At 59.5% G+C, this 22,000-nt stretch carries 17 protein-coding genes; 6 read left to right on the top strand and 11 right to left on the bottom strand.

Annotated features, from left to right (window positions below):
* The first annotated feature begins 107 nt into the window (after positions 1–107).
* Genes mfd through CAF87_RS24685 form a run of 3 tightly spaced genes read left to right on the top strand, consistent with a single transcriptional unit; the run spans position 108 to position 6,836 of the window.
* Entirely contained in the window at positions 108–3,557 is a 3,450-nt protein-coding gene (gene mfd, locus CAF87_RS24695) for a transcription-repair coupling factor (RefSeq protein WP_085733489.1), read from the top strand.
* Positions 3,558–3,567: 10 nt separating this feature from the next.
* Positions 3,568–4,134 (top strand): CsiV family protein, encoded by a 567-nt coding sequence (locus CAF87_RS24690; RefSeq protein WP_085733488.1) that lies wholly within the window; start codon positions 3,568–3,570, stop codon positions 4,132–4,134.
* A gap of 11 nt (positions 4,135–4,145) precedes the next feature.
* Positions 4,146–6,836 (top strand): DEAD/DEAH box helicase, encoded by a 2,691-nt coding sequence (locus tag CAF87_RS24685; RefSeq protein WP_085733487.1) that lies wholly within the window; start codon positions 4,146–4,148, stop codon positions 6,834–6,836.
* Positions 6,837–6,877: 41 nt separating this feature from the next.
* Here CAF87_RS24685 and CAF87_RS24680 read toward each other — a convergent pair whose 3' ends face one another.
* The 3 genes from CAF87_RS24680 to CAF87_RS24670 all read right to left on the bottom strand — a co-directional run bounded on the left by CAF87_RS24680 (position 6,878) and on the right by CAF87_RS24670 (position 9,504).
* A complete protein-coding gene (locus CAF87_RS24680; RefSeq protein WP_085733486.1) occupies positions 6,878–7,615 on the bottom strand; it encodes an S-methyl-5'-thioinosine phosphorylase in 738 nt (245 codons plus the stop codon).
* 12 nt (positions 7,616–7,627) lie between these two features.
* Positions 7,628–8,638: a beta-N-acetylhexosaminidase gene (gene nagZ / locus CAF87_RS24675; protein ID WP_085733485.1), complete on the bottom strand. Its 1,011-nt coding sequence runs from the start codon at positions 8,636–8,638 to the stop codon at positions 7,628–7,630.
* Between the two features lie 158 nt (positions 8,639–8,796).
* Positions 8,797–9,504, bottom strand: coding sequence for a TetR/AcrR family transcriptional regulator (locus CAF87_RS24670; protein WP_007953037.1), 708 nt, complete (start codon positions 9,502–9,504; stop codon positions 8,797–8,799).
* A gap of 230 nt (positions 9,505–9,734) precedes the next feature.
* Between CAF87_RS24670 and lexA the strand changes: the two genes are divergently transcribed.
* Together lexA and sulA are read left to right on the top strand one after the other, a co-directional pair.
* The gene (gene lexA, locus CAF87_RS24665) at positions 9,735–10,343 is read left to right on the top strand and encodes a transcriptional repressor LexA (protein ID WP_085713140.1); all 609 of its coding nucleotides are present in this window, start codon (positions 9,735–9,737) and stop codon (positions 10,341–10,343) included.
* 10 nt (positions 10,344–10,353) lie between these two features.
* On the top strand, positions 10,354–10,827 hold the full coding sequence (sulA, locus tag CAF87_RS24660; protein ID WP_085733484.1) for an SOS-induced cell division inhibitor SulA: 474 nt from the start codon (positions 10,354–10,356) through the stop codon (positions 10,825–10,827).
* A 79-nt stretch (positions 10,828–10,906) separates the two neighbouring features.
* Here sulA and CAF87_RS24655 read toward each other — a convergent pair whose 3' ends face one another.
* The 7 genes from CAF87_RS24655 to CAF87_RS24620 form a co-directional block, all read right to left on the bottom strand.
* Positions 10,907–11,140: a hypothetical protein gene (locus CAF87_RS24655; RefSeq protein WP_085733584.1), complete on the bottom strand. Its 234-nt coding sequence runs from the start codon at positions 11,138–11,140 to the stop codon at positions 10,907–10,909.
* Between the two features lie 106 nt (positions 11,141–11,246).
* Positions 11,247–11,771 (bottom strand): DUF6586 family protein, encoded by a 525-nt coding sequence (locus tag CAF87_RS24650; protein ID WP_085733483.1) that lies wholly within the window; start codon positions 11,769–11,771, stop codon positions 11,247–11,249.
* 171 nt (positions 11,772–11,942) lie between these two features.
* A complete protein-coding gene (gene topA / locus CAF87_RS24645; protein WP_085733482.1) occupies positions 11,943–14,573 on the bottom strand; it encodes a type I DNA topoisomerase in 2,631 nt (876 codons plus the stop codon).
* A 114-nt stretch (positions 14,574–14,687) separates the two neighbouring features.
* On the bottom strand, positions 14,688–14,924 hold the full coding sequence (locus CAF87_RS24640) for a DUF1653 domain-containing protein (protein WP_007953059.1): 237 nt from the start codon (positions 14,922–14,924) through the stop codon (positions 14,688–14,690).
* A gap of 99 nt (positions 14,925–15,023) precedes the next feature.
* Complete coding sequence (fadA, locus tag CAF87_RS24635; RefSeq protein ID WP_007953060.1) at positions 15,024–16,199, bottom strand: acetyl-CoA C-acyltransferase FadA; 1,176 nt, start codon at positions 16,197–16,199, stop codon at positions 15,024–15,026.
* A 29-nt stretch (positions 16,200–16,228) separates the two neighbouring features.
* Entirely contained in the window at positions 16,229–18,376 is a 2,148-nt protein-coding gene (gene fadB / locus CAF87_RS24630; RefSeq protein WP_085733481.1) for a fatty acid oxidation complex subunit alpha FadB, read from the bottom strand.
* Between the two features lie 540 nt (positions 18,377–18,916).
* Positions 18,917–19,354: a hypothetical protein gene (locus CAF87_RS24620; RefSeq protein ID WP_085733480.1), complete on the bottom strand. Its 438-nt coding sequence runs from the start codon at positions 19,352–19,354 to the stop codon at positions 18,917–18,919.
* A gap of 118 nt (positions 19,355–19,472) precedes the next feature.
* Here CAF87_RS24620 and CAF87_RS24615 point away from each other — a divergent pair, with 118 nt between their 5' ends.
* Positions 19,473–19,910, top strand: coding sequence for a universal stress protein (locus tag CAF87_RS24615; protein WP_047295289.1), 438 nt, complete (start codon positions 19,473–19,475; stop codon positions 19,908–19,910).
* 63 nt (positions 19,911–19,973) lie between these two features.
* On the opposite strand, the gene CAF87_RS24610 is transcribed toward CAF87_RS24615, so the two are convergent.
* Positions 19,974–21,896: an ATP-binding cassette domain-containing protein gene (locus CAF87_RS24610; RefSeq protein WP_085733479.1), complete on the bottom strand. Its 1,923-nt coding sequence runs from the start codon at positions 21,894–21,896 to the stop codon at positions 19,974–19,976.
* Between the last annotated feature and the right edge of the window lie 104 nt (positions 21,897–22,000).

The following is a 22,000-nucleotide window of genomic DNA, read 5'->3' as shown; positions in this document are numbered from 1 at the left end:
TACATTTCGCTGAAACAGCGCAGATAGACGCAGTCTGCAACTGACAGGCGGCACCGGACGCCGCTACAATTACCGACTTTGTCGCAACGCCTGGAGCTCAACCTTCCGTGCCTGTTCTGCGTCTACCGCTTCTCCCTGCCGCGGCAGGTAAACAGCACTGGGGCAATCTCCCCGGTGCCGCCCTGAGCCTGGCGATTGCCGAGGCTGCCAGCGCTGCCAAGCGCTTCACGTTACTGCTGACCGCCGACAGCCAGAGCGCCGAACGGCTGGAGCAGGAGCTGAGTTTCTTCGCCCCGGATTTGCCGGTGTTGCATTTCCCCGACTGGGAAACCCTGCCCTACGACCTGTTCTCACCGCACCAGGACATCATCTCCCAGCGCATCGCCAGCCTTTATAGACTGCCGGAGCTGGAGCATGGCGTGCTGGTGGTGCCGATCACTACCGCCCTGCATCGCCTGGCGCCGACCAAGTTCCTTCTCGGCAGCAGCCTGGTGCTGGATGTCGGTCAGAAGCTCGACGTCGAGCAAATGCGCTCGCGGCTCGAAGCCAGCGGCTATCGCTACGTCGACACGGTTTATGAACACGGCGAGTTCACGGTGCGTGGCGCGTTGATCGACCTGTTCCCGATGGGCAGCAAACTTCCCTATCGCATCGATCTGTTCGACGACGAAATCGAAACCCTGCGCACCTTCGACCCGGAAAACCAGCGTTCCATCGACAAGGTCGATTCGGTCAAGCTGCTGCCGGCCAAGGAGTTCCCGCTACAAAAGGATGCGGTGACCCGCTTCAAGGCGCGCTTTCGCGAGCGCTTCGACGTCGATTTCCGCCGCTGCCCGATCTTCCAGGACCTGAGCAGCGGTATCACCCCGGCCGGCATCGAGTACTACCTGCCGCTGTTCTTCGAAGAAACTTCGACCCTGTTCGACTATCTGCCCCAGGACACTCAGGTGTTCTCGCTGCCGGGCATCGAGCAAGCGGCGGAAAACTTCTGGAACGATGTGCGCAATCGTTATGAAGAACGCCGCGTCGATCCATCGCGTCCTTTACTGCCGCCGACCGAACTGTTCTTGCCGGTGGAGGACTGTTTCGCCCGCCTGAAGAACTGGCCCCGAGTGGTCGCCAGTCAACAGGACGTGGAAACCGGTGCCGGCCGCGAACGCTTCCCGGCACAGGCATTACCGAATCTGGCAATCGAAGCCAAGGCCACGCAACCGCTGGCCGCGCTTTCCGCCTTCCTCGACGAATTCCCGGGGCGCGTGCTGTTCACCGCCGAATCCGCCGGCCGTCGCGAAGTGCTGCTGGAATTGCTGGAACGCCTGAAGCTGCGGCCGAAAACCGTCGACAGTTGGCCTGACTTCGTCGCGAGCAAGGATCGCCTGGCGATTACCATCGCCCCGCTCGACGAAGGCTTGATGCTGGATGACCCGGCGCTGGCACTGGTCGCGGAAAGTCCGCTGTTCGGCCAACGGGTGATGCAGCGTCGCCGTCGCGAAAAACGCGCCGATGCCAACAACGATGCCGTGATCAAGAACCTCACCGAGCTGCGCGAAGGCGCGCCAGTGGTGCATATCGACCACGGCGTCGGTCGTTATCTTGGTCTGACGATTCTGGAAATCGACAATCAGGCTGCCGAATTCCTGACCCTCGAATACGCCGAGAACGCCAAGCTCTACGTGCCCGTAGCCAACCTGCACCTGATCGCCCGTTACACCGGTAGCGACGATGCGCTGGCCCCACTGCACCGCCTCGGCTCCGAAACCTGGCAGAAAGCCAAGCGCAAGGCTGCCGAACAGGTGCGCGACGTGGCTGCCGAACTGCTCGACATCTATGCCCGTCGCGCCGCCCGCGAAGGTTATGCGTTTGCCGATCCGAAGGCCGATTACGCAACGTTCAGCGCCGGCTTCCCGTTTGAGGAAACCCCGGATCAGCAATCCACCATCGAAGCCGTGCGCGAAGACATGCTCGCGCCGAAACCGATGGATCGCCTTGTCTGCGGCGACGTGGGTTTTGGCAAGACCGAGGTGGCCATGCGTGCCGCGTTCATTGCCGTGCACGGCGGCAAGCAAGTGGCGATCCTGGTGCCGACCACCCTGCTCGCCCAGCAGCACTACAACAGCTTCCGTGACCGCTTCGCCGACTGGCCGGTGACCGTGGAAGTCATGAGCCGCTTCAAGTCGGCCAAGGAAGTAAATGCAGCGGTGGCCGAACTGGCCGAAGGCAACATCGACATCGTCATCGGCACCCACAAGCTGCTGCAGGACGACGTCAAGATCAAAAACCTCGGACTGGTGATCATCGACGAAGAGCACCGTTTCGGTGTCCGTCAGAAGGAGCAGCTCAAGGCCCTGCGCAGCGAGGTCGACATTCTGACGCTGACCGCCACGCCAATTCCGCGCACGCTGAACATGGCGGTGTCGGGTATGCGCGATCTGTCGATCATCGCCACGCCGCCGGCGCGACGCCTGTCGGTGCGCACTTTCGTCATGGAGCAGAACAAGAGCACGGTCAAAGAGGCCTTGCTGCGTGAGCTGCTGCGCGGAGGGCAGGTTTACTACCTGCACAACGATGTGAAGACCATCGAGAAATGCGCCGCCGAACTGGCCGAACTGGTGCCGGAAGCGCGAATCGGCATCGGCCACGGGCAGATGCGCGAACGCGAACTCGAACAGGTGATGAGCGACTTCTACCACAAGCGTTTCAACGTGCTGATCGCCTCGACCATCATCGAGACCGGCATCGACGTACCGAGCGCGAACACCATCATCATCGAGCGCGCCGACAAGTTCGGCCTGGCGCAGTTGCACCAGTTGCGTGGTCGCGTCGGCCGCAGTCACCACCAGGCTTACGCTTACCTGCTGACTCCTCCGCGCCAGCAAATCACCGGTGATGCGGAAAAACGTCTGGAAGCGATTGCCAATACTCAGGATCTGGGTGCGGGCTTCGTGCTGGCCACCAACGACCTGGAAATCCGTGGCGCCGGTGAATTGCTGGGCGACGGTCAGAGCGGGCAGATTCAGGCAGTCGGCTTCACGCTGTACATGGAAATGCTCGAGCGCGCGGTGAAGTCGATCCGCAAGGGCGAACAACCGAACCTCGATCAGCCGCTCGGCGGTGGCCCGGAAGTCAATCTGCGGGTGCCGGCGCTGATTCCGGAAGATTATCTGCCGGATGTTCACGCACGCCTGATCCTGTACAAGCGCATCGCCTCGGCCACCGACGAGGAAGGCCTGAAGGATCTGCAGGTGGAGATGATCGACCGCTTCGGGCTGCTGCCGGAACCAACCAAGAATCTGGTGCGCATCACTGCGTTGAAATTGCAGGCCGAACAGCTGGGTATCAAGAAAGTCGATGGCGGCCCGCAAGGCGGACGCATCGAGTTCGCGGCGCAAACGCCGGTCGACCCGATGACTCTGATCAAACTGATCCAGAGTCAGCCAAAACGCTACAAATTCGAAGGCGCCACGATGTTCAAGTTCCAGGTGCCGATGGAGCGCCCGGAAGAACGCTTTAATACTGTAGAGGCGCTGTTCGAGCGCCTCCTCCCGAAAACTGTTTGAAGGACGCCGCATGCGCCTGTTTCGCTCATTGACCTTGCTACTGACTCTGGTAGCACCGACGGCGTTTGCCGACGACCTGTATCAGGTCGAAATGATTCTGGTACGCCAGAACGCCGTGCCGGCCATCGTCAGCCGCGCCGCGCCGGAAGACTGGGCTGCCGGTGCCCAACGCCTGGGCGATGACAGCAAGCGCACCACCGCGCTGAACGACGTCGCCACCAAACTCACCGCCAGCGGCGAGTACAGCGTGCTGATGCACAAGGCCTGGCAGCAGACACTTGGCGAGACGCCGGCGAAGGTCGCGGTCAGCGAAGGTCAGGAGCAGTTCGGCCAGTTCCCGATCGAGGGCACGATCGAAATGAAGCTCGGCCGCTTCACCGACGTGAACGCCGACTTCTGGGTCAACCAGATCGACGCCAACGGTATGGTCACCGCCAGCGAACGCCTGAAACAGGAAAGCCACACCAAGAACGGCCAGCTCAACTACCTGGACAACGGCCACTTGGCCCTGCTGATCAAGATCACTTCACTGACGGCGCCTGCGCCTCGGGAAGCGCCTGAAGTCGTACCGGACTGATTGAAGTCCTTATGTCCCCGCCTCTGAGTAAACCGCTGGCCTCCTCCTGGGTCAGCCGATTCAAGGAACAAAGCCTGGAGCGTGGCCGCCGCTACGCGCTGGAGAACCGGGTGCGGATCGTGCAGGTCGGCGATGCGACCATTACCGCCAGTTGCGAAGGCTCTGGCGGCAACATTTATCGTCAGACGATTCATCTGCGCGAGTCGGCCAAAGGCACACTGCTGATGGTCGACGCCACGTGCACCTGCCCGGTCCACAGCAACTGCAAACACTGTGCGGCGGTCTTGCTGCAGGTGCAGGAAACTCTCGAATACCCTGCCGCTGCCAAAGACGCCGAACTGCTGGAAAAACTCCAGGCTGTTCTGGAAAACCGCAGCCCCAAGGCGCCGCCACAAGTGCTGGTGGACAATGTGCAGCCGGTGCCGCGCCTGTGGCTGGCCAGCGTCGAGTTCAGCGCGTTCGAGCCGCGCAACGGCAAGATGCAGCGCTATATCCAGCATCGTGCGGCGCTGTCTTTCAGCTACCTCGACGAATACGTCAGCGGCCAGAAAAACAGCGACATCCTGATTCGCCAGGAAGCACAGACTCTGCGTGTCAAACGCCATCCTGACGTAGAGCAAAGCTACCGCGAACAATTGCGGATTCTCGGCTTCCGCATCGCCACGAGACAGAGTAAAGCCCTGCCGGAAAGCGCCGGTGAACTCTATGAGATGGTCAACGACAGCGCGTGGCTGACATTCACTCTCAACGATCTGCCAAAGCTGCGCACCCAAGGTTGGGAATTGCAGATCGACGAAGAATTCGGCTTCGATCTGACGGCCGTCGACGACTGGTACGCCACCGTCGAACAAACCCCGGAACGCGACTGGTTCGATCTTGAGTTGGGCATCATCGTCAATGGCGAGCGCCTGAGCCTGCTGCCGATCCTGCTCAACCTGATGCGCTCGCACACTGAAATCCTCAACCCCGAACGCCTTGCCCGGCGACGGGATGACGAGTTGATTCTGGTGAACATCCCGCAACGCAACAGCGAGCATGGCCCCTTGCAGGTCGCCCTACCCCTCGGCCGGTTGAAACCGGTGCTGGCAACGTTGGGCGAGTTCTATCTGCAAGAGCCGGGCGAAACCACCCTGCGCCTGAGCAAGGCTGACGCCACCCGTCTCAACACGCTGGAAGGCATCCCCCTGCTATGGGAGGGCGGCGAGCAGATTCGCAGTTTCGCCCAACGCCTGCGCGATATCCGCGACTACAGCGCCGAGGCGCCGGAAGGACTGAACGCGACACTGCGGCCTTATCAGCTCGAAGGCTTGAGCTGGATGCAGTCGCTGCGGCAACTTGAGGTCGGCGGGATTCTTGCGGACGACATGGGACTGGGCAAAACCCTACAGACCCTGGCGCACATTCTCAGCGAGAAAAACGCCGGACGCCTGGACCGGCCGTGCATGGTGGTGATGCCCACCAGCCTGATCCCCAATTGGCTGGACGAAGCGGCGCACTTCACGCCCCAGCTCAAAGTGATTGCTCTGTACGGTGCCAGCCGCAAAAAGCATTTTGAGCATCTGGCCGATTACGACCTGATCCTCACGACCTATGCGCTGCTACCCAAGGATGTCGAGCGCCTGGCAAAGCAGCCATTGCATGTATTGGTGCTGGATGAGGCACAATACATCAAGAACCCGAACAGCAAAGCCGCCCAGGCGGCTCGTGAACTGAACGCCCGCCAACGTCTGTGCCTCAGCGGTACGCCGCTGGAAAACCACCTGGGCGAACTGTGGTCACTGTTTCACTTCCTGCTGCCCGGCTGGCTCGGCGACGTTAAAAGTTTCAACGCCGATTACCGTGTGCCGATCGAAAAACGCGCCAGCGAAGTCAGACTTCAGCACCTCAACGGTCGGATCAAACCGTTTCTGCTGCGCCGCACCAAGGAACAGGTCGCGACCGAGCTGCCGCCGAAAACCGAGATCATCCACTGGGTCGATCTCAACGAGGCCCAGCGCGACATGTACGAAACCATGCGCCTGGCCATGGACAAGAAGGTTCGCGACGAGATCACCCACAAAGGCGTGGCACGCAGTCAGATCATCATTCTCGAAGCGCTGCTCAAGCTGCGTCAGGTCTGCTGCGATCTGCGTCTGGTCAATGACGCCACCCTGCCCGCGCGCGGCAGCACCTCGGGCAAACTCGACAGCCTGATGGAAATGCTCGAGGAGCTGTTTGAGGAGGGGCGACGGATCCTGCTGTTTTCGCAGTTCACTTCGATGCTGTCACTGATCGAGGATGAACTGAAAAAGCGCAATGTCCCCTATGCGTTGCTGACCGGGCAAACCCGGGATCGGCGCACACCGGTGAAGGAATTCCAGAGCGGCAAACGTCAGATCTTTCTCATCAGCCTGAAGGCCGGTGGCGTTGGTCTGAACCTGACGGAAGCGGATACCGTGATTCACTACGATCCATGGTGGAACCCGGCGACCGAAAATCAGGCAACCGACCGTGCGTATCGCATTGGTCAGGAGAAGCCGGTATTCGTCTACAAGATGATTGCCCGGGGCACGGTTGAAGAGAAAATTCAGCTTCTGCAACGGGAAAAATCCGACCTGGCGGCCGGTGTGCTAGATGGGCGCAAGGCCGGGGACTGGAAGTTGCAGAGTGATGATATCGAGGCGCTGTTTGCGCCGTTGCCGGACAAGTTTGAAAAGCGCTGAGATCCTCAGCGCTTATTCGTACGAGTCATTCGGAGCCAGACTCAGCCCTTGAGTACCCGCGCCAACGTCGATTTCACCTTGCCCATGCCGTCATGCAGCGCCTGCTCGATCTCGGCCATGGTGATCACCGCCGTGGTCTTGCCCGCCGCCGGGTTCACCACCAGCGACAGACAGGCGTAATCCAGATCCAGCTCGCGGGCCAGCGCCGCTTCCGGCATGCCGGTCATGCCGACGATGTCGCAGCCATCACGCTCCAGGCGCACGATCTCAGCCACGGTTTCCAGACGCGGGCCCTGGGTGCAAGCGTAAACGCCTTGATCGCTGTACTCGCAACCTTCGGCAGCCAGCGCAGCAATCAGTTGCTGACGCAGTGGCTCGCTGTAGGGAAAGCTGAAGTCGATGTGTGTGACATGCTCCAAGTCATCGGCGAAATAGGTGTGTTCGCGACCGCTGGTGTAGTCCACGATCTGATGCGGCACGCAGAAATGTCCGGTGCCCATTGCAGGATGAATCCCACCCACGGCGTTGACCGCGATGATCGCTTCGGCCCCAGCCTGCTTCAACGCCCACAGGTTGGCGCGGTAGTTGACCTTGTGTGGCGGAAAGCGATGCGGATGACCGTGACGAGCAAGAAACAGCACTTCCTTGCCGGCGTATTCGCCAATCTGTACTTCGGCCGATGGCGCACCGTAAGGCGTATCCACCGCCAGCGACTGACGAATGCTCAGGCCTTCCAGCTGAGTCAGACCGGTGCCACCGATGATTGCGTAAACCGTCATAGCGAAAAATCCTTAATCGATCAGTTGAGCGTCTTTGAGCGCGCCGACAGCGGTCAGCCAGCGCGGATCCTGACGGTATTCGGTGCTAGCGAACGCCTGACCGCGCATCCGCGCGATGCGCTGTGATGGCTTCACCTTCATGCGCTGCGCGGCGCTCAGGGCCAGCTCGGCGGCCGCCCGGTCGTTGCACACCAGGCCCATGTCGCAACCGGCGCTGAGTGCGGCTTCGATGCGGCTGGCGGCATCGCCTACGACATGCGCACCGGCCATCGACAGGTCATCACTGAAGATCACGCCGTCGAACTGCAACTCACCGCGCAGGATGTCCTGCAGCCAGCGGCGGGAGAACCCGGCTGGCTGCGCATCGACTTGCGGATAAATCACGTGGGCCGGCATGACGGCGGCCAATTGCTTACTCAGTTTGGCGAACGGCACCAAGTCGTTGGCGCGAATCTCCTCCAGGCTGCGCTCGTCGCTGGGGATTGCGACGTGAGAGTCGGCCTCCGCCCAGCCGTGGCCAGGGAAATGCTTGCCGGTGGCAGCCATGCCGGCGCTGTTCATACCTTTGATGAAAGCCCCGGCGAGCAGTGCTGCACGCTCCGGATCGCCTTCGAACGAACGAGTGCCAACCACGGCGCTGCGCTGGTAATCCAGGTCCAGCACCGGGGCAAAACTCAGATCGAGGCCGACAGCCAGCACTTCAGTGGCCATGATCCAGCCGCATTGCTCGGCCAGATACTCGGCATTCGGGTTGTCAGCGATGGCACGCATGGCCGGTAGACGCACAAAGCCCTGACGCAGGCGCTGGACGCGACCGCCTTCCTGATCCACCGCCAGCAGCAGGTCCGGGCGAATGGCACGGATCGCCGCGCTCAGCTCACGCACCTGGCGCGGATGCTCGATGTTGCGGGCAAAAATGATCAGGCCACCCACTTCGGGCTGGCGCAACAATTGGCGATCTTCGGCCGTCAGCCAGGTACCGGCGACGTCCACCATCAACGAGCCTTGCAGGCCAGCAGTCATAGAGATTCCTTGAAAACGAAAAACCCGTTGCTCACGAAACCACCACCGGGGGCATTTTCCGGCAGGTCGGTGATTTCAATGAGAAACGGGTTCAGAACGAGAGTCGGCATGGGCGGCTAGCTTAGCGGATGTCAGCTGCCGCGCCCACCCATGGACAGTTAAACCTTGGCCGGTGCCGGCGCTGATTTGCTGCGTGGTCGCAGCTGCGCGGTGGCCATCGCGGTATCGGTGACGCCGGTTTCGGCACGCATGCCGGCCGCGAGAAACGGCACCATCAGGCGCATCACCTGTTCGATGGAGGTGTTGACGCCGAAATCAGTCTCGGCAATCGCGCGCAACGCCTTGATACCCGACATGCTGAACGCCGCGGCTCCAAGCATGAAGTGCACACGCCAGAACAGTTCGATAGGAGGAATACGTGGTGCAGCTTCGTTCACCAGCAACATGTAGCGGCGGAACACCTTGCCGTACATGTCTTCCAGATAGCGCCGCAAGTGACCCTGACTCTGGCTGAATGCGAGACCCAGCAAGCGCATGAAAATCGACAGGTCGTTGCCACTACGTGGCTGTACCACCAGTGCTTGCTCGACAAGGATTTCCAGCAGCTCTTCGAGCGAAGGCTTGTTCTCTGGCTTGGCCTGGCGGCGCTCCAGCTCTTTGTCGAGGCTGATGCAGAACGGACCGAGGAAGCGCGAGAATACCGCCTGGATCAGCGCCTTCTTCGAACCGAAGTGATAGTTCACCGCAGCGAGGTTGACCCCCGCCTTGCTGGTGATCAGACGCAATGAGGTTTCAGCGAAACCTTTTTCCGCGAACAGCTGTTCTGCAGCATCAAGAATGCGTTCAACTGTTTCCGACTGGGCCATGGCTACTCCGCCTGACAAACACTTGTTTGAAACATACGTTTCAGCCTATGCCTTGTCAAGTCTGCCAGTTCGTTTTGGGAATGGTCGGTCAGATATTTAACCACAACAAGGACGCCACATTAATCAGCGTCGTCACTGACCGTCCGGCGGCATGGCAAAAAAGGATCATTGCCAAGCCCGCTTCACTGTATATAATCCCAGTCACTGTATAAAAAGACAGAGCGATCAATATGCTTAAGCTGACGCCACGCCAAGCCGAGATTCTGGCCTTTATCAAACGCTGCCTCGAAGACAACGGCTACCCGCCGACCCGCGCGGAAATCGCTCAGGAACTGGGGTTCAAATCCCCTAACGCCGCCGAAGAGCACCTCAAGGCGCTCGCCCGCAAAGGCGCGATCGAGATGACCCCGGGGGCCTCTCGCGGCATTCGAATCCCTGGCTTCGAAGCGAAGGTCGACGAGTCAACGCTTCCGATCATTGGTCGCGTGGCCGCCGGTGCACCGATTCTCGCCCAGCAGCACATCGAAGAGTCCTGCAACATCAACCCGGCCTTCTTCCACCCTCGCGCCGACTACCTTTTGCGCGTCCACGGGATGAGCATGAAGGACATCGGTATTTTCGACGGCGACCTGCTGGCCGTTCACACGACCCGAGAAGCCCGCAACGGTCAGATCGTGGTTGCCCGGATCGGCGACGAAGTGACTGTCAAACGCTTCAAGCGCGATGGCAGCAAGGTCTGGCTGATCGCCGAAAACCCTGAGTTCGCCCCTATCGAAGTCGACCTGAAAGATCAGGAACTGGTGATCGAAGGCTTGAGTGTCGGCGTCATCCGCCGCTAAAGGAGGCTTTATGCAGTTCCCACACGCACCTCAGCAAACACAACTGCCGTTGTTCGAGGCATTTCTGGCGCAACCACTGGCCCCCATCCTCAAGGATGTAGCCGAGCGACCATGGAATGTCGAACCCGAAGCGTTCAGTGAGCTGTCGCTGCGCGGCGCGGCCGGGAACTGCCTGAACCTGCTGGCGCCGATTCTTCGCGAATTGAGCGAGGATCAGGACGCGCGCTGGCTGACCCTGATCGCTCCACCTGCGAGCCTGACCCAAACCTGGTTGCGGGATGCTGGATTGAATCGTGAACGCATCCTGCTGTTGCAACCGCGCGGCACTCAGAGCGCTCAGCAATTGGCTTGCGAAGCCCTGCGCCTGGGTCGTAGTCATACAGTGGTGACATGGTTGAACCCGCTCGCCTCAGGTTCACGCCAACAACTGATCAGCGCTGCCCGCACCGGGGACGCTCAAAGCCTGAATATTCGACTGGGCTGACTGCATGCGCGCTAATTCGAGCGCGGGGCTTCTCAAGGGATAGAGAAGCCGAACCGAAGCGATAATCGACGGGCGGTGCTCAATGAAGAACCCGCGGCCCATCTTCCTTATCAAACTCGCCTTCAACCATACGACCGGCCATTTGCACGCCGACGCTCAGCATCGCCTTGGCAATTTCAACGTGTTGGCCCTGCAGAAATGCCTTGGCATCCTCGGAGAAATCAAGAGTCACCAGGGAACCCTCGTCCTCGGCCCTGCGCAGTTCGATTCGGCCGTCTGGTAGCTCGACAATTTCTAGAAAGGACGTTGGCATATAGGTCTGTTCTCCACGAAAGGCAGGGATTATATAGACATCATTCAGGATTCGCTCAGGATCTTGACCAGCAGCATGCATCTCGTCGCCACCAGCCAAGAAGCCATCAGCACTCGTTCAAGCCTTCACGGAAACGGATAGCCAGGCCCTTCAGATTCTGCCGCCAGCTCTCCAGCTCTTCACGACTCAACTCTTCCGGGGCTTGCTCTTCATCCAGATTGACCGCCTGAATCAGCGGCTGGGTCACATCGCCTTTTGGCTTGTGTGGCACTCGCGGCGGCTGAAACAGCGCCGAATGCGCGGCCAGCAATTTAGCCAGCCAGGTTTCCGGATTACCCGCCAACTCAACCATCTCGGCCAACTCGGGGATCGCAATCGACTCAAGCACTTCGCGGGTCAACAGCGTTTCCGCCCGCGGCGCGTTAGCCTGTGGCAGCCTGTAGAACCCGGCAATTTCGTGACACAACCCCAGCAACGCACCATAGAGATGAAACAGTGCGGACTCGCGCCCGGCCTGAATCAGCGCCAGCGAATTCATCGCCCGCCCCTCTTCGGCCCTGGCCAGCGCTTCCAGCGACAAACCCGCGAAATAGATCTTCTGATTGGTACGGGTATAGAGTTCGTGGGCCATGTCGGCACTCTCCACAACGAAATAATTGCTTCACACAGGCCGGACAGTGTCATGGATCAGCCGATCCGACCGCAAGCTTTAAACAAAAAGGCCGCATGAAAACCAGAAGGTTGTCATGCGGCCTTTTGTGTTGAAGATGCCTGATCAGCGCACCTTCAGTTCAGCGTTTGCTCAAGCCTTGGCTTTTGCCGGACGCTTGTCTTCGACCGTCCACTTGCCACCATCGAAGAACGCTTTCCAGCCTGTTGGCTTGCCGTCGACTTCGGTCTGAACATATTGCTCCTTGGTCTTGCGGCTGTAGCGGATCACTGCCGGCAGACCATCTGGATCCTTCTGCGGCGCTTCGCACAGGAAGTGGTACTTCGGATCGATCTCGTCCTTGTGCGGCAGAATCTCGACCACCAGCGGAGCACGGGTCTCGCGGTTTTTCGGGAACTGGCTGGCCGCCAGGAACAGGCCTGAAGCACCGTCGCGCAGGATATAGGTGTCGTTGACCTTTTCGCATTTCAGTTCAGGCATTTTCACCGGATCCATCTTCGGCGGCGCCGCGTCACCGCTCTTCAGCAGCTTGCGGGTGTTCTTGCAGGTCGGATTGGTACAACCGAAGAACTTGCCGAAACGACCGGTCTTGAGCTGCATCTCGCTGCCACACTTGTCGCATTCCAGGCTCGGACCTTCGTAACCCTTGATGCGGTAGCTGCCCTCTTCGATTTCGTAGCCGGCGCAATCCGGGTTGTTACCGCAGATATGCAGCTTGCGCTTTTCGTCGAGCAGGTAAGCGTCCATCGCCGTGCTGCAGATCGGGCAGCGATGCTTGCCGCGCAGCACCAGGGATTCCGATTCACCCTCGTCGTCCGCAGCGATTTCATCGCCCGGCACCAGGTTGACGGTGGCCTTGCAGCGCTCTTTCGGCGGCAGGCTGTAGCCCGAGCAACCGAGGAAGACGCCGGTCGAAGCAGTACGAATCTGCATCGGACGACCGCAAGTGGTGCACGGAATATCGGTCATCACCGGCTGGTTGGCACGCATGCCGGCTTCCGGATTCTCGGCTACTTCAAGTTTCTTTTTGAAGTCACCGTAGAACTCATCCAGCACGTTCTTCCAGTCGCGCTCGCCCTGGGCCACGTCATCGAGGTTCTCTTCCATGCCGGCGGTGAAGCCGTAGTCCATGAGGTTCGAGAAGCTCTCGGACAGACGTTCAGTGACGATGTCACCCATCTTTTCCGAATAGAAACGACGGTTGTGCAGGGTCACGTAACCGCGATCCTGAATGGTCGAAATGATCGCCGCGTAGGTCGAAGGACGGCCAATGCCGCGCTTTTCCATTTCCTTCACCAGGCTGGCTTCCGAGTAACGGGCCGGTGGCTTGGTGAAATGCTGGGTTGGATCAAGCTTGATCAGCTTCATCACGTCGCCCTGCGCCATGTCCGGCAGGACATCGTCATCGCCAGGCTTGGTGATTTGCGGCAGGACGCGGGTGTAGCCGTCGAACTTCAGAATACGGCCCTTGGCGCGCAGCTCGAAGTCGCCAGCGGCCACGCTGACGGTGGTCGACAAGTATTGCGCCGGCAGCATCTGGCAAGCCAGAAACTGGCGCCAGATGAGCTCGTAGAGGCGCTCAGCGTCACGCTCCATGCCAGCGAGCTTGCTTGGCGTGGTGTTCGCGTCGGAAGGACGAATCGCTTCGTGAGCCTCTTGTGCGCCTTCCTTGCTGCTGTAGACGTTCGGCGTTTCCGGCAGGTACTTCTTGCCGAACTCGTCTTCGATATAAGTACGCGCCATCGCCACGGCATCGACCGAGAGGTTGGTCGAGTCGGTACGCATATAAGTGATGTAGCCGGCTTCGTACAGACGCTGGGCCATCATCATGGTTTTCTTCACGCCGAAGCCCAGGCGGTTACTCGCGGCCTGCTGCAGCGTGGAGGTGATGAACGGCGCCGACGGTTTGCTGCTGGTCGGCTTGTCTTCACGCTTGACGATGCTGTAGCTGGAGGACTTCAGCTTCTCCAGGGCCGCCATGGCCTGCGCTTCATTGAGCGGCTTGAAAGCTTCACCCTTTTCACGGGCCACTTCGAAACGAACGGTCGAGCCCTTGGTGGTGCCGAGGTCGGCATGCACTTCCCAGTACTCTTCCGGGATGAACGCACGAATTTCACGCTCACGCTCAACCACCAGCTTCACGGCTACCGATTGCACACGACCGGCGGACAGACCGCGAGCGATCTTTGCCCACAGCAGCGGAGAAACCATGTAACCCACGACGCGGTCGAGGAAACGACGGGCCTGCTGCGCGTTCACTCGATCGATATCGAGCTCGCCCGGCTCCGAGAAGGCTTCCTGAATCGCCTTCTTGGTGATTTCGTTGAACACCACGCGCTTGTAGCGGCTGTCGTCACCACCGATGGCTTCGCGCAGGTGCCAGGCAATGGCTTCCCCCTCGCGATCCAAGTCGGTTGCGAGATAGATGGTGTCAGCATCCTTGGCGAGCCGGCGCAGCTCTTCGATGACCTTTTCCTTGCCCGGGAGGATCTCGTACTTGGCTTTCCAGCCATGATCCGGATCGACCCCCATGCGCGAGACCAGCTGCTTGCGCGCCTTCTCTTTAGGCGACAGCGCTGGCGCTTCGCCCGCAGCAGCCTTGCCGCGCTTGGCGGCAGGCTCCTTGCTGGCGCTAGCCGAACCGCTGGTGGGCAGGTCTCGGATATGGCCGATACTCGACTTCACCACGTATTGGTTGCCCAGATACTTGTTGATGGTCTTGGCCTTAGCCGGGGATTCCACAATGACCAGCGATTTGCCCATGGATCAGAAAATTCCTGAATTCTAGAAGTGAAAGGCGGTTGGCGCCTGACGCGGCACCGCTATATATAGTGGCTACAAGGTGAGGTCAAGCGCAGGGTTTTGCGCGCCCTCGCCTTATGGCTTCGAAAAAAGGCTTGGTTCGGCTTGCACCAAAGCAAAGCGCGGGACCTGCTCGCCGTCAACTTCGACGGACTCCAGGAACATGCTCAAGGGACGTACCCAAAAGCCGTAATCGCCATACAGGGCTTGGTAAAAGACCACTTCTTCTTCAGTCTCGGAATGCCGCGCAACACTGAATACGCGGTACTGCGGACCTTTGTAATGTTGGTAGAGCCCAGGTTGTATCGGCACGCTTCGGCCCTCACTCAAATTTTTTCATAATAAATACAAAAATAAATCCGCAAAAACAAAAACCGGGGCACTTGGCCCCGGCTTCCATCGACGAGACGCTTAAACGCGTTCGAAGACGGTGGAGATGCCTTGGCCAAGGCCAATGCACATGGTGGCCACCCCGAAGGTGCCGCCATTCTGCTTCATCACGTTCAGCAAGGTGCCGGAAATACGGGCACCGGAGCAACCGAACGGGTGACCCAGGGCGATCGCGCCGCCGTGCAGGTTAACCTTCTCGTTCATCTTGTCGAGCACTTTCAGATCTTTCAGCACAGGCAAGGCCTGCGCTGCGAACGCTTCGTTGAGCTCGAAGAAGTCGATATCGTTGATACCCAGGCCGGCACGCTTCAGTGCTTTCTGCGTAGCCGGTACCGGACCATAGCCCATGATCGCCGGATCCACACCTGCCACTGCCATCGAACGAATCACGGCCAGCGGCTGAATGCCCAGGTCCTGTGCACGCTGCGCCGACATCACGATCATGCACGAAGCACCATCGGTGATCTGCGACGACGTACCGGCAGTCACGGTGCCGCCCTTTGGATTGAACGCCGGCTTCAGAGCCGCCAGGCTTTCCAGGGTGGTTTCCGGACGAATGGTTTCGTCGTAGTCGAAGGTTTTCAGGAAACCATTCTCGTCATAGCCCTGCATCGGGATGATCTCGTCCTTGAACTTGCCTTCCACAGTCGCCTTGTGGGCGAGCTGGTGGGAACGCACGCCAAAGGCGTCCTGCTGTTCGCGAGTGATGCCGTGCATTTTGCCCAGCATTTCAGCGGTCAGGCCCATCATGCCCGAGGCTTTCGCCGCGTACAGGGACATGTGCGGGTTCGGATCGACACCGTGCATCATGCTCACATGACCCATATGCTCGACGCCGCCAACCACGAATACGTCACCGTTGCCGGTCATGATCGCTTGCGCAGCGGTGTGCAGCGCGCTCATCGACGAGCCGCACAGACGGCTGACGGTCTGGCCGGCCGAAGTGTGCGGGATCTGGGTCATCAGCGACGCCATGCGCGCGATGTTCCAGCCCTGCTCCAGGGTCTGGTTGACGCAGCCCCAGATCACATCCTCGACTTCGGCAGGATCGACCTTGGTATTGCGTTCCAGCAGTTTGCTGATCAGGTGCGCCGACATGTCTTCGGCGCGGGTGTTACGGTGCATGCCGCCCTTGGAGCGGCCCATCGGAGTACGACCGAAGTCGACAATCACGACGTCTCTAGGATTCAAGCTCATAAGTTCACTCTCACTCTAGTTGGGGGCGCTTAACCGAAGAAGCTCTGGCCGTTCTTGGCCATTTCGCGCAGCTTCGCGGTCGGGTGGTACAGCGCGCCCAAATCAGCGTACTGGTCGGCCAGGGCAACGAACTCGGCAACACCGATCGAATCGATGTAGCGCAGCGCACCGCCACGGAATGGAGGGAAACCAATACCGTAGACCAGACCCATGTCGGCTTCGGCGGCGGTTTCGACAATGCCGTCTTCCAGGCAACGCACGGTTTCCAGGCACAGCGGGATCATCATCCAGTTGATGATGTCTTCGTCAGTGACTTCACGCTGCTCGTAGACGATCGGCTTGAGCACTTCCAGTACCGACGGGTCGGCGACTTTCTTCTGCTTGCCTTTCTTGTCGGCCTCGTAGGCGTAGAAGCCCTTGCCGTTTTTCTGACCCAGACGCTTGGCTTCGTAAAGCACGTCGATGGCCGAACGACGGTCGTCCTTCATGCGGTCCGGGAAGCCTTCAGCCATCACGTCACGACCGTGGTGACCGGTGTCGATGCCGACCACGTCCATCAGGTATGCCGGGCCCATCGGCCAGCCGAATTTTTCCATGATCTTGTCGATACGGACGAAGTCCACACCCGCGCTGACCAGCTTGGCGAAGCCGCCGAAGTACGGGAACAGTACGCGGTTGACCAAGAAGCCCGGGCAATCGTTGACGACGATCGGGTTCTTGCCCATTTTCTTGGCGTAGGCAACGGTGGTGGCAATCGCCAGCTCGCTGGACTTCTCGCCACGGATCACTTCCACCAGCGGCATCATGTGCACCGGGTTGAAGAAGTGCATGCCGACGAAGTTTTCCGGCCGCTTGAGCGCTTTGGCCAGCAGGCTGATGGAAATGGTCGAGGTGTTGGACGCGAGGATGGTGTCTTCTTTGACCTTCTCTTCGACTTCCGCCAGAACGGCTTGCTTGACCTTCGGATTCTCGACCACGGCTTCAACAACCAGGTCGACGTGCCCGAAATCGCCGTAGGACAGCGTCGGACGAATGCCGTTGAGCACTTCAGCCATTTTCGCGGCGGTCATGCGGCCTTTATCAACGCGGCCAACCAGCAGTTTGGCGGCTTCAGCCAGACCTTGCTCGATGCCGTGCTCGTTGATGTCCTTCATCAGGATCGGCGTACCTTTGGAAGCCGACTGATAGGCGATACCGCCACCCATGATGCCGGCGCCCAGTACGGCAGCCTGCTTCACGTCCTTGGCGATTTCGTCGTAGGCCTTGGCCTTTTTCTTCAGTTCCTGATCGTTCAGGAACAGACCGATCAAGCTCTGCGCGGCAGAGGTCTTGGCCAGTTTCACGAAACCTGCGGCTTCGACTTCCAGCGCCTTGTCACGGCCGAAGTTCGCGGCTTTCTGGATGGTCTTGATCGCTTCGACCGGGGCCGGGTAGTTCGGGCCGGCCTGGCCAGCCACGAAACCTTTGGCGGTTTCGAAAGCCATCATTTGTTCAATGGCGTTCAGCTTCAGCTTTTCCAGCTTCGGCTGACGCTTGGCCTTGTAGTCGAACTCGCCGGAGATGGCGCGCTTGATCAGCTCAAGGGCAGCATCCTGCAGCTTCTCGGGAGCAACCACTGCATCGACGGCGCCGACCTTCAGCGCGTCCTCAGGACGGTTTTCCTTGCCGGCGGCAATCCACTCGATGGCGTTGTCGGCACCGATCAGGCGCGGCAGACGCACGGTACCACCGAAGCCCGGGTAGATGCCCAGTTTGACTTCCGGCAGACCGATCTTGGCCTTGGTGGACATGACGCGGTAGTCCGCTGCCAGGCACATTTCCAGACCGCCACCCAGGGCGATGCCGTTGATCGCGGCGACGGTCGGAACGTTGAGGTCTTCGAAATCGCTGAAGATCTTGTTGGCTTCGAGATTGCCAGCAACCAGCTCGGCATCCGGCAGCTTGAAGTTGTCGACAAATTCGGTGATGTCGGCGCCGACGATGAACACGTCCTTGCCACTGCTGACGATCACGCCCTTGATCGAAGCATCTGCCTTGATGGTGTCTACGGCCTGACGCAGTTCGTTCAGGGTAAGACGGTTGAACTTGTTGACGGACTCACCCTTGAGGTCGAATTTCAATTCGACGATGCCACTTTCAAGAGCTTTAACCGTGATGGCTTTACCTTCGTAAATCATCAACTGATCTCCACGATATGGAAGCTGAACAGTACACGTCGGACGCAGGCGAATGGCTCGGCAGGACGCTTTTTCGTCAATGCTGACACCAATCCACCCGGCACACCCGCCAACGCGATAGTCGGGATTCTGTAGGAGCAGTCTGCAATACAAACGCTCAATTCATACGCCCGTTTGATTTGGGTACGCCACCTTCACGGAATTTCCGACAATTGTCAATCGCCCTAAATACGGGTTGAAATGCGACTTTGCGGTCATTTCTGTAAGACGCAGCCCGTCCACACATGCTTGCATGTCAGGGCATTCATAAGATTAATAGTTAGAAAAGTCGCCCTAATTCACCGCAAGCCTTGTTTAACAGGCTACGCTGGCTGGACTACGAAGGAAAACAGGCGCACTTTTGCTGACCGAATCACTCCGGTTCAACGCCAAAAAGAATTTCCGGCCTGCCTGGCCAACCCCGCCCGATGAATCATGTCGGGCTTTTTATTGCTCGTCTGCCGGACGTTTCGCACCATTGCAGCGCGAAAAGTCCGAGAGTCATGCCAGCGCTTTCAGCGTGGCATCAATTTCCAGCAAAACCGTCGCTTCGCCCTTCTCGCCCCAATAGAGCGCGATCATCTGCTTGTCGGCTTCAACCTTGAAAACGTTGCCCGGCAATTTCTCGAAATGATTCAACAGAAGCGGATCCTCACAGGCTTCCTGCCACTGATTGACCCACACGCCCGGGGATTTCTGCCAGTACGTCCAGCACACAGGCTGCTTGCTGCGCCGTGGCCGATGGTATTGCGCACATGGGTTTGGCGGCTCCTGAGACAACCAGTGCGGCCACTCCTGAGGTGCCAACTGCATGGCCAGTCCGATGCGCCGGGCCTCGGTGCGCAAGGCTATGCGGCCACTCTGTGCACGGGACGGGCGCAGCCACGCCAGGGGGCTCAACACCACCAGCAGGATTGACACCACCAGCCAGACCGTCATATCTCTACTCCCGTTTTTAAATGCGCCCATTTTGAATAAGCCCATTGCGTCACTTTGGAACCAATGCGCTTGAAACCAGCCATACTTAACAATATTGATCCCTCACGAGGAGCACCTCATGCCCTACCACCATATCCTGGTCGCCGTAGATCTGACCGAAGAGTGCGACCCTGTGATCCACCGCGCCCGAGAGCTGTCGGTGAGCAATGGCGCCAAGCTGTCGCTGGTGCATATCGTCGAACCGATGGCCATGGCCTTCGGGGGTGACGTGCCGATGGATCTGTCACAACTGCAACAACAGCAGTTCGATCAGGCCAAGGAGCGCCTCGAGCGCCTGAAGCACAAATACACCGAACTGGAAGGCTCCAACTGCCACCTGACCTATGGTCAACCACGCCAGGAAATCCACCACTTCGCCAAGGATCAGGAATGCGACCTGATCGTGGTCGGCAGCCATGGCCGACATGGTCTGGCGCTGCTATTGGGCTCGACCGCCAACGATGTCCTGCATGGCGCACCTTGCGATGTGCTGGCGGTGCACTTGGTCAAACGCTGATTCCACCTGTGAAAAGCCCGGCGTCCATCACTGGACGCCGGGCTTTTTCATGACCGGAAGCTATCAGGCGTCCAGTTCGGCCCAACGCTCTACCAAGGTGTCCAGCTCAGCCTGCAATTGCTCCAGCGAAGCAATGACTTTGGCCGTCTCGGCCGGCGGACGCTGGTAGAAACCGGCCTCTGCCATTTCAGCCTCGACAGCAGCGATCTGCTGTTCCTTTGCGTCGATGTCGCCCGGCAACGCTTCCAGCTCGCGCTGAAGCTTGTAGCTCAGTTTCTTCTTCGCAGCCGGGGCCGCAGCAACAGGTGCGGCGACCGGAGCCGGCTCGGCAGTAACCACCGCCGAATTCAGGTCAGCCTTGCCGGATTTGCTTTCAGTCACGCCCAACAGACGTGGCGAACCGCCCTGGCGGATCCAGTCCTGATAGCCGCCGACGTATTCGCGAACCTTGCCTTCACCTTCGAAGACCAGGGTGCTGGTGACCACGTTGTCGAGGAATGCCCGGTCGTGGCTGACCATCAACACTGTGCCGTTGAAGGTCAACAGCACTTCTTCGAGCAGTTCGAGGGTTTCCACGTCGAGGTCGTTGGTCGGTTCGTCGAGCACCAGCAGGTTCGCAGGCTTGCTGAACAGTTTGGCCAGCAGCAGACGTGCACGCTCACCACCGGACAGCGCCTTAACCGGCGTGCGGGCACGCTGCGGGCTGAACAGGAAATCGCCGAGGTAGCTCAGCACGTGGCGGCTCTGGCCATTGATATCGATGAAATCGCGACCTTCGGCGACGTTGTCGACCACGGTCTTTTCCAGATCCAGCTGATGGCGCAACTGGTCGAAATAGGCCACGTCGATCTTGGTGCCCTCTTCCACCTTGCCGCTGGTCGGTTGTAGACCGCTGAGCATCAGTTTCAGCAGGGTCGTCTTGCCGGTACCGTTGGCGCCGAGCAGGCCGATACGATCGCCGCGCTGCAGCACCATGGAGAAATCGCGGATCAGGAACGGACCGCCCGGGTGCGCGAAACTCACGTTATCCAGCACCATTACCTGCTTGCCGGACTTCTCCGCTGTTTCCAGCTGGATGTTGGCCTTGCCGGTGCGCTCACGACGTTCGCTGCGCTCGACACGCAGGGCCTTCAAAGCACGCACGCGGCCTTCGTTACGGGTACGACGGGCCTTGATGCCCTGACGAATCCACACTTCTTCCTGAGCCAGACGCTTGTCGAACAGAGCGTTGGCGGTTTCTTCAGCGGCCAGCTCGGCTTCTTTGTGGACCAGGAAACTGGCGTAGTCGCCGTTCCAGTCGATCAGACCACCGCGATCCAGTTCGAGGATGCGGGTGGCGAGATTCTGCAGGAAGGAACGGTCGTGCGTGATGAACAGCACGGCGCCCTGGAAATCCTTCAGTGCTTCTTCGAGCCAGGCAATCGCACCGATGTCCAGATGGTTGGTCGGTTCGTCGAGCAGCAGCAGATCCGGCTCGGACACCAGCGCCTGCGCCAGCAACACACGACGACGCCAGCCGCCGGACAACTCGGCGAGGGTCTTGTCGGCCGGCAATTGCAGGCGGCTCAGGGTGCTGTCGACCAGGGTCTGCAAGCGCCAGCCATCACGAGCTTCAAGGTCGTGCTGAACGTGCATCAACTTGTCCAGATCGGCATCGGTGACGATGTTCTGGCTCAAGTGATGATACTCGGCGAGCAAGGCGCCAACGCCGTCGAGGCCTTCAGCCACCACGTCGAACACTGTCCGCTCGTCGGCCACCGGCAATTCCTGCGGCAATTCACCGATTTTCAGACCGGGGGCACGCCACACGGCGCCGTCGTCAGGCTTCTGGTCGCCCTTGACCAGTTTCATCATGCTGGACTTGCCAGTGCCGTTGCGGCCGATGATGCACACCCGCTCACCACGGGCGATCTGCCAGGACACCTTGTCCAACAACGGCATCGCGCCGAATGCAAGGGACACATCGCTGAATTTGAGCAGGGTCATGAGCTTCTCCAAAAACCGGGCGCGCATTCTACCTGAATCGGGACCCGAGCAGGCCGGCAATTTCGCCGCTGACGCACTCTGCACAACAATTGTTGCGAACTTGT

This window comes from Pseudomonas sp. R38(2017), assembly GCF_002112395.1.
GTDB lineage: Bacteria > Pseudomonadota > Gammaproteobacteria > Pseudomonadales > Pseudomonadaceae > Aquipseudomonas.
This window is presented reverse-complemented; position numbering and strand designations above follow the sequence as displayed.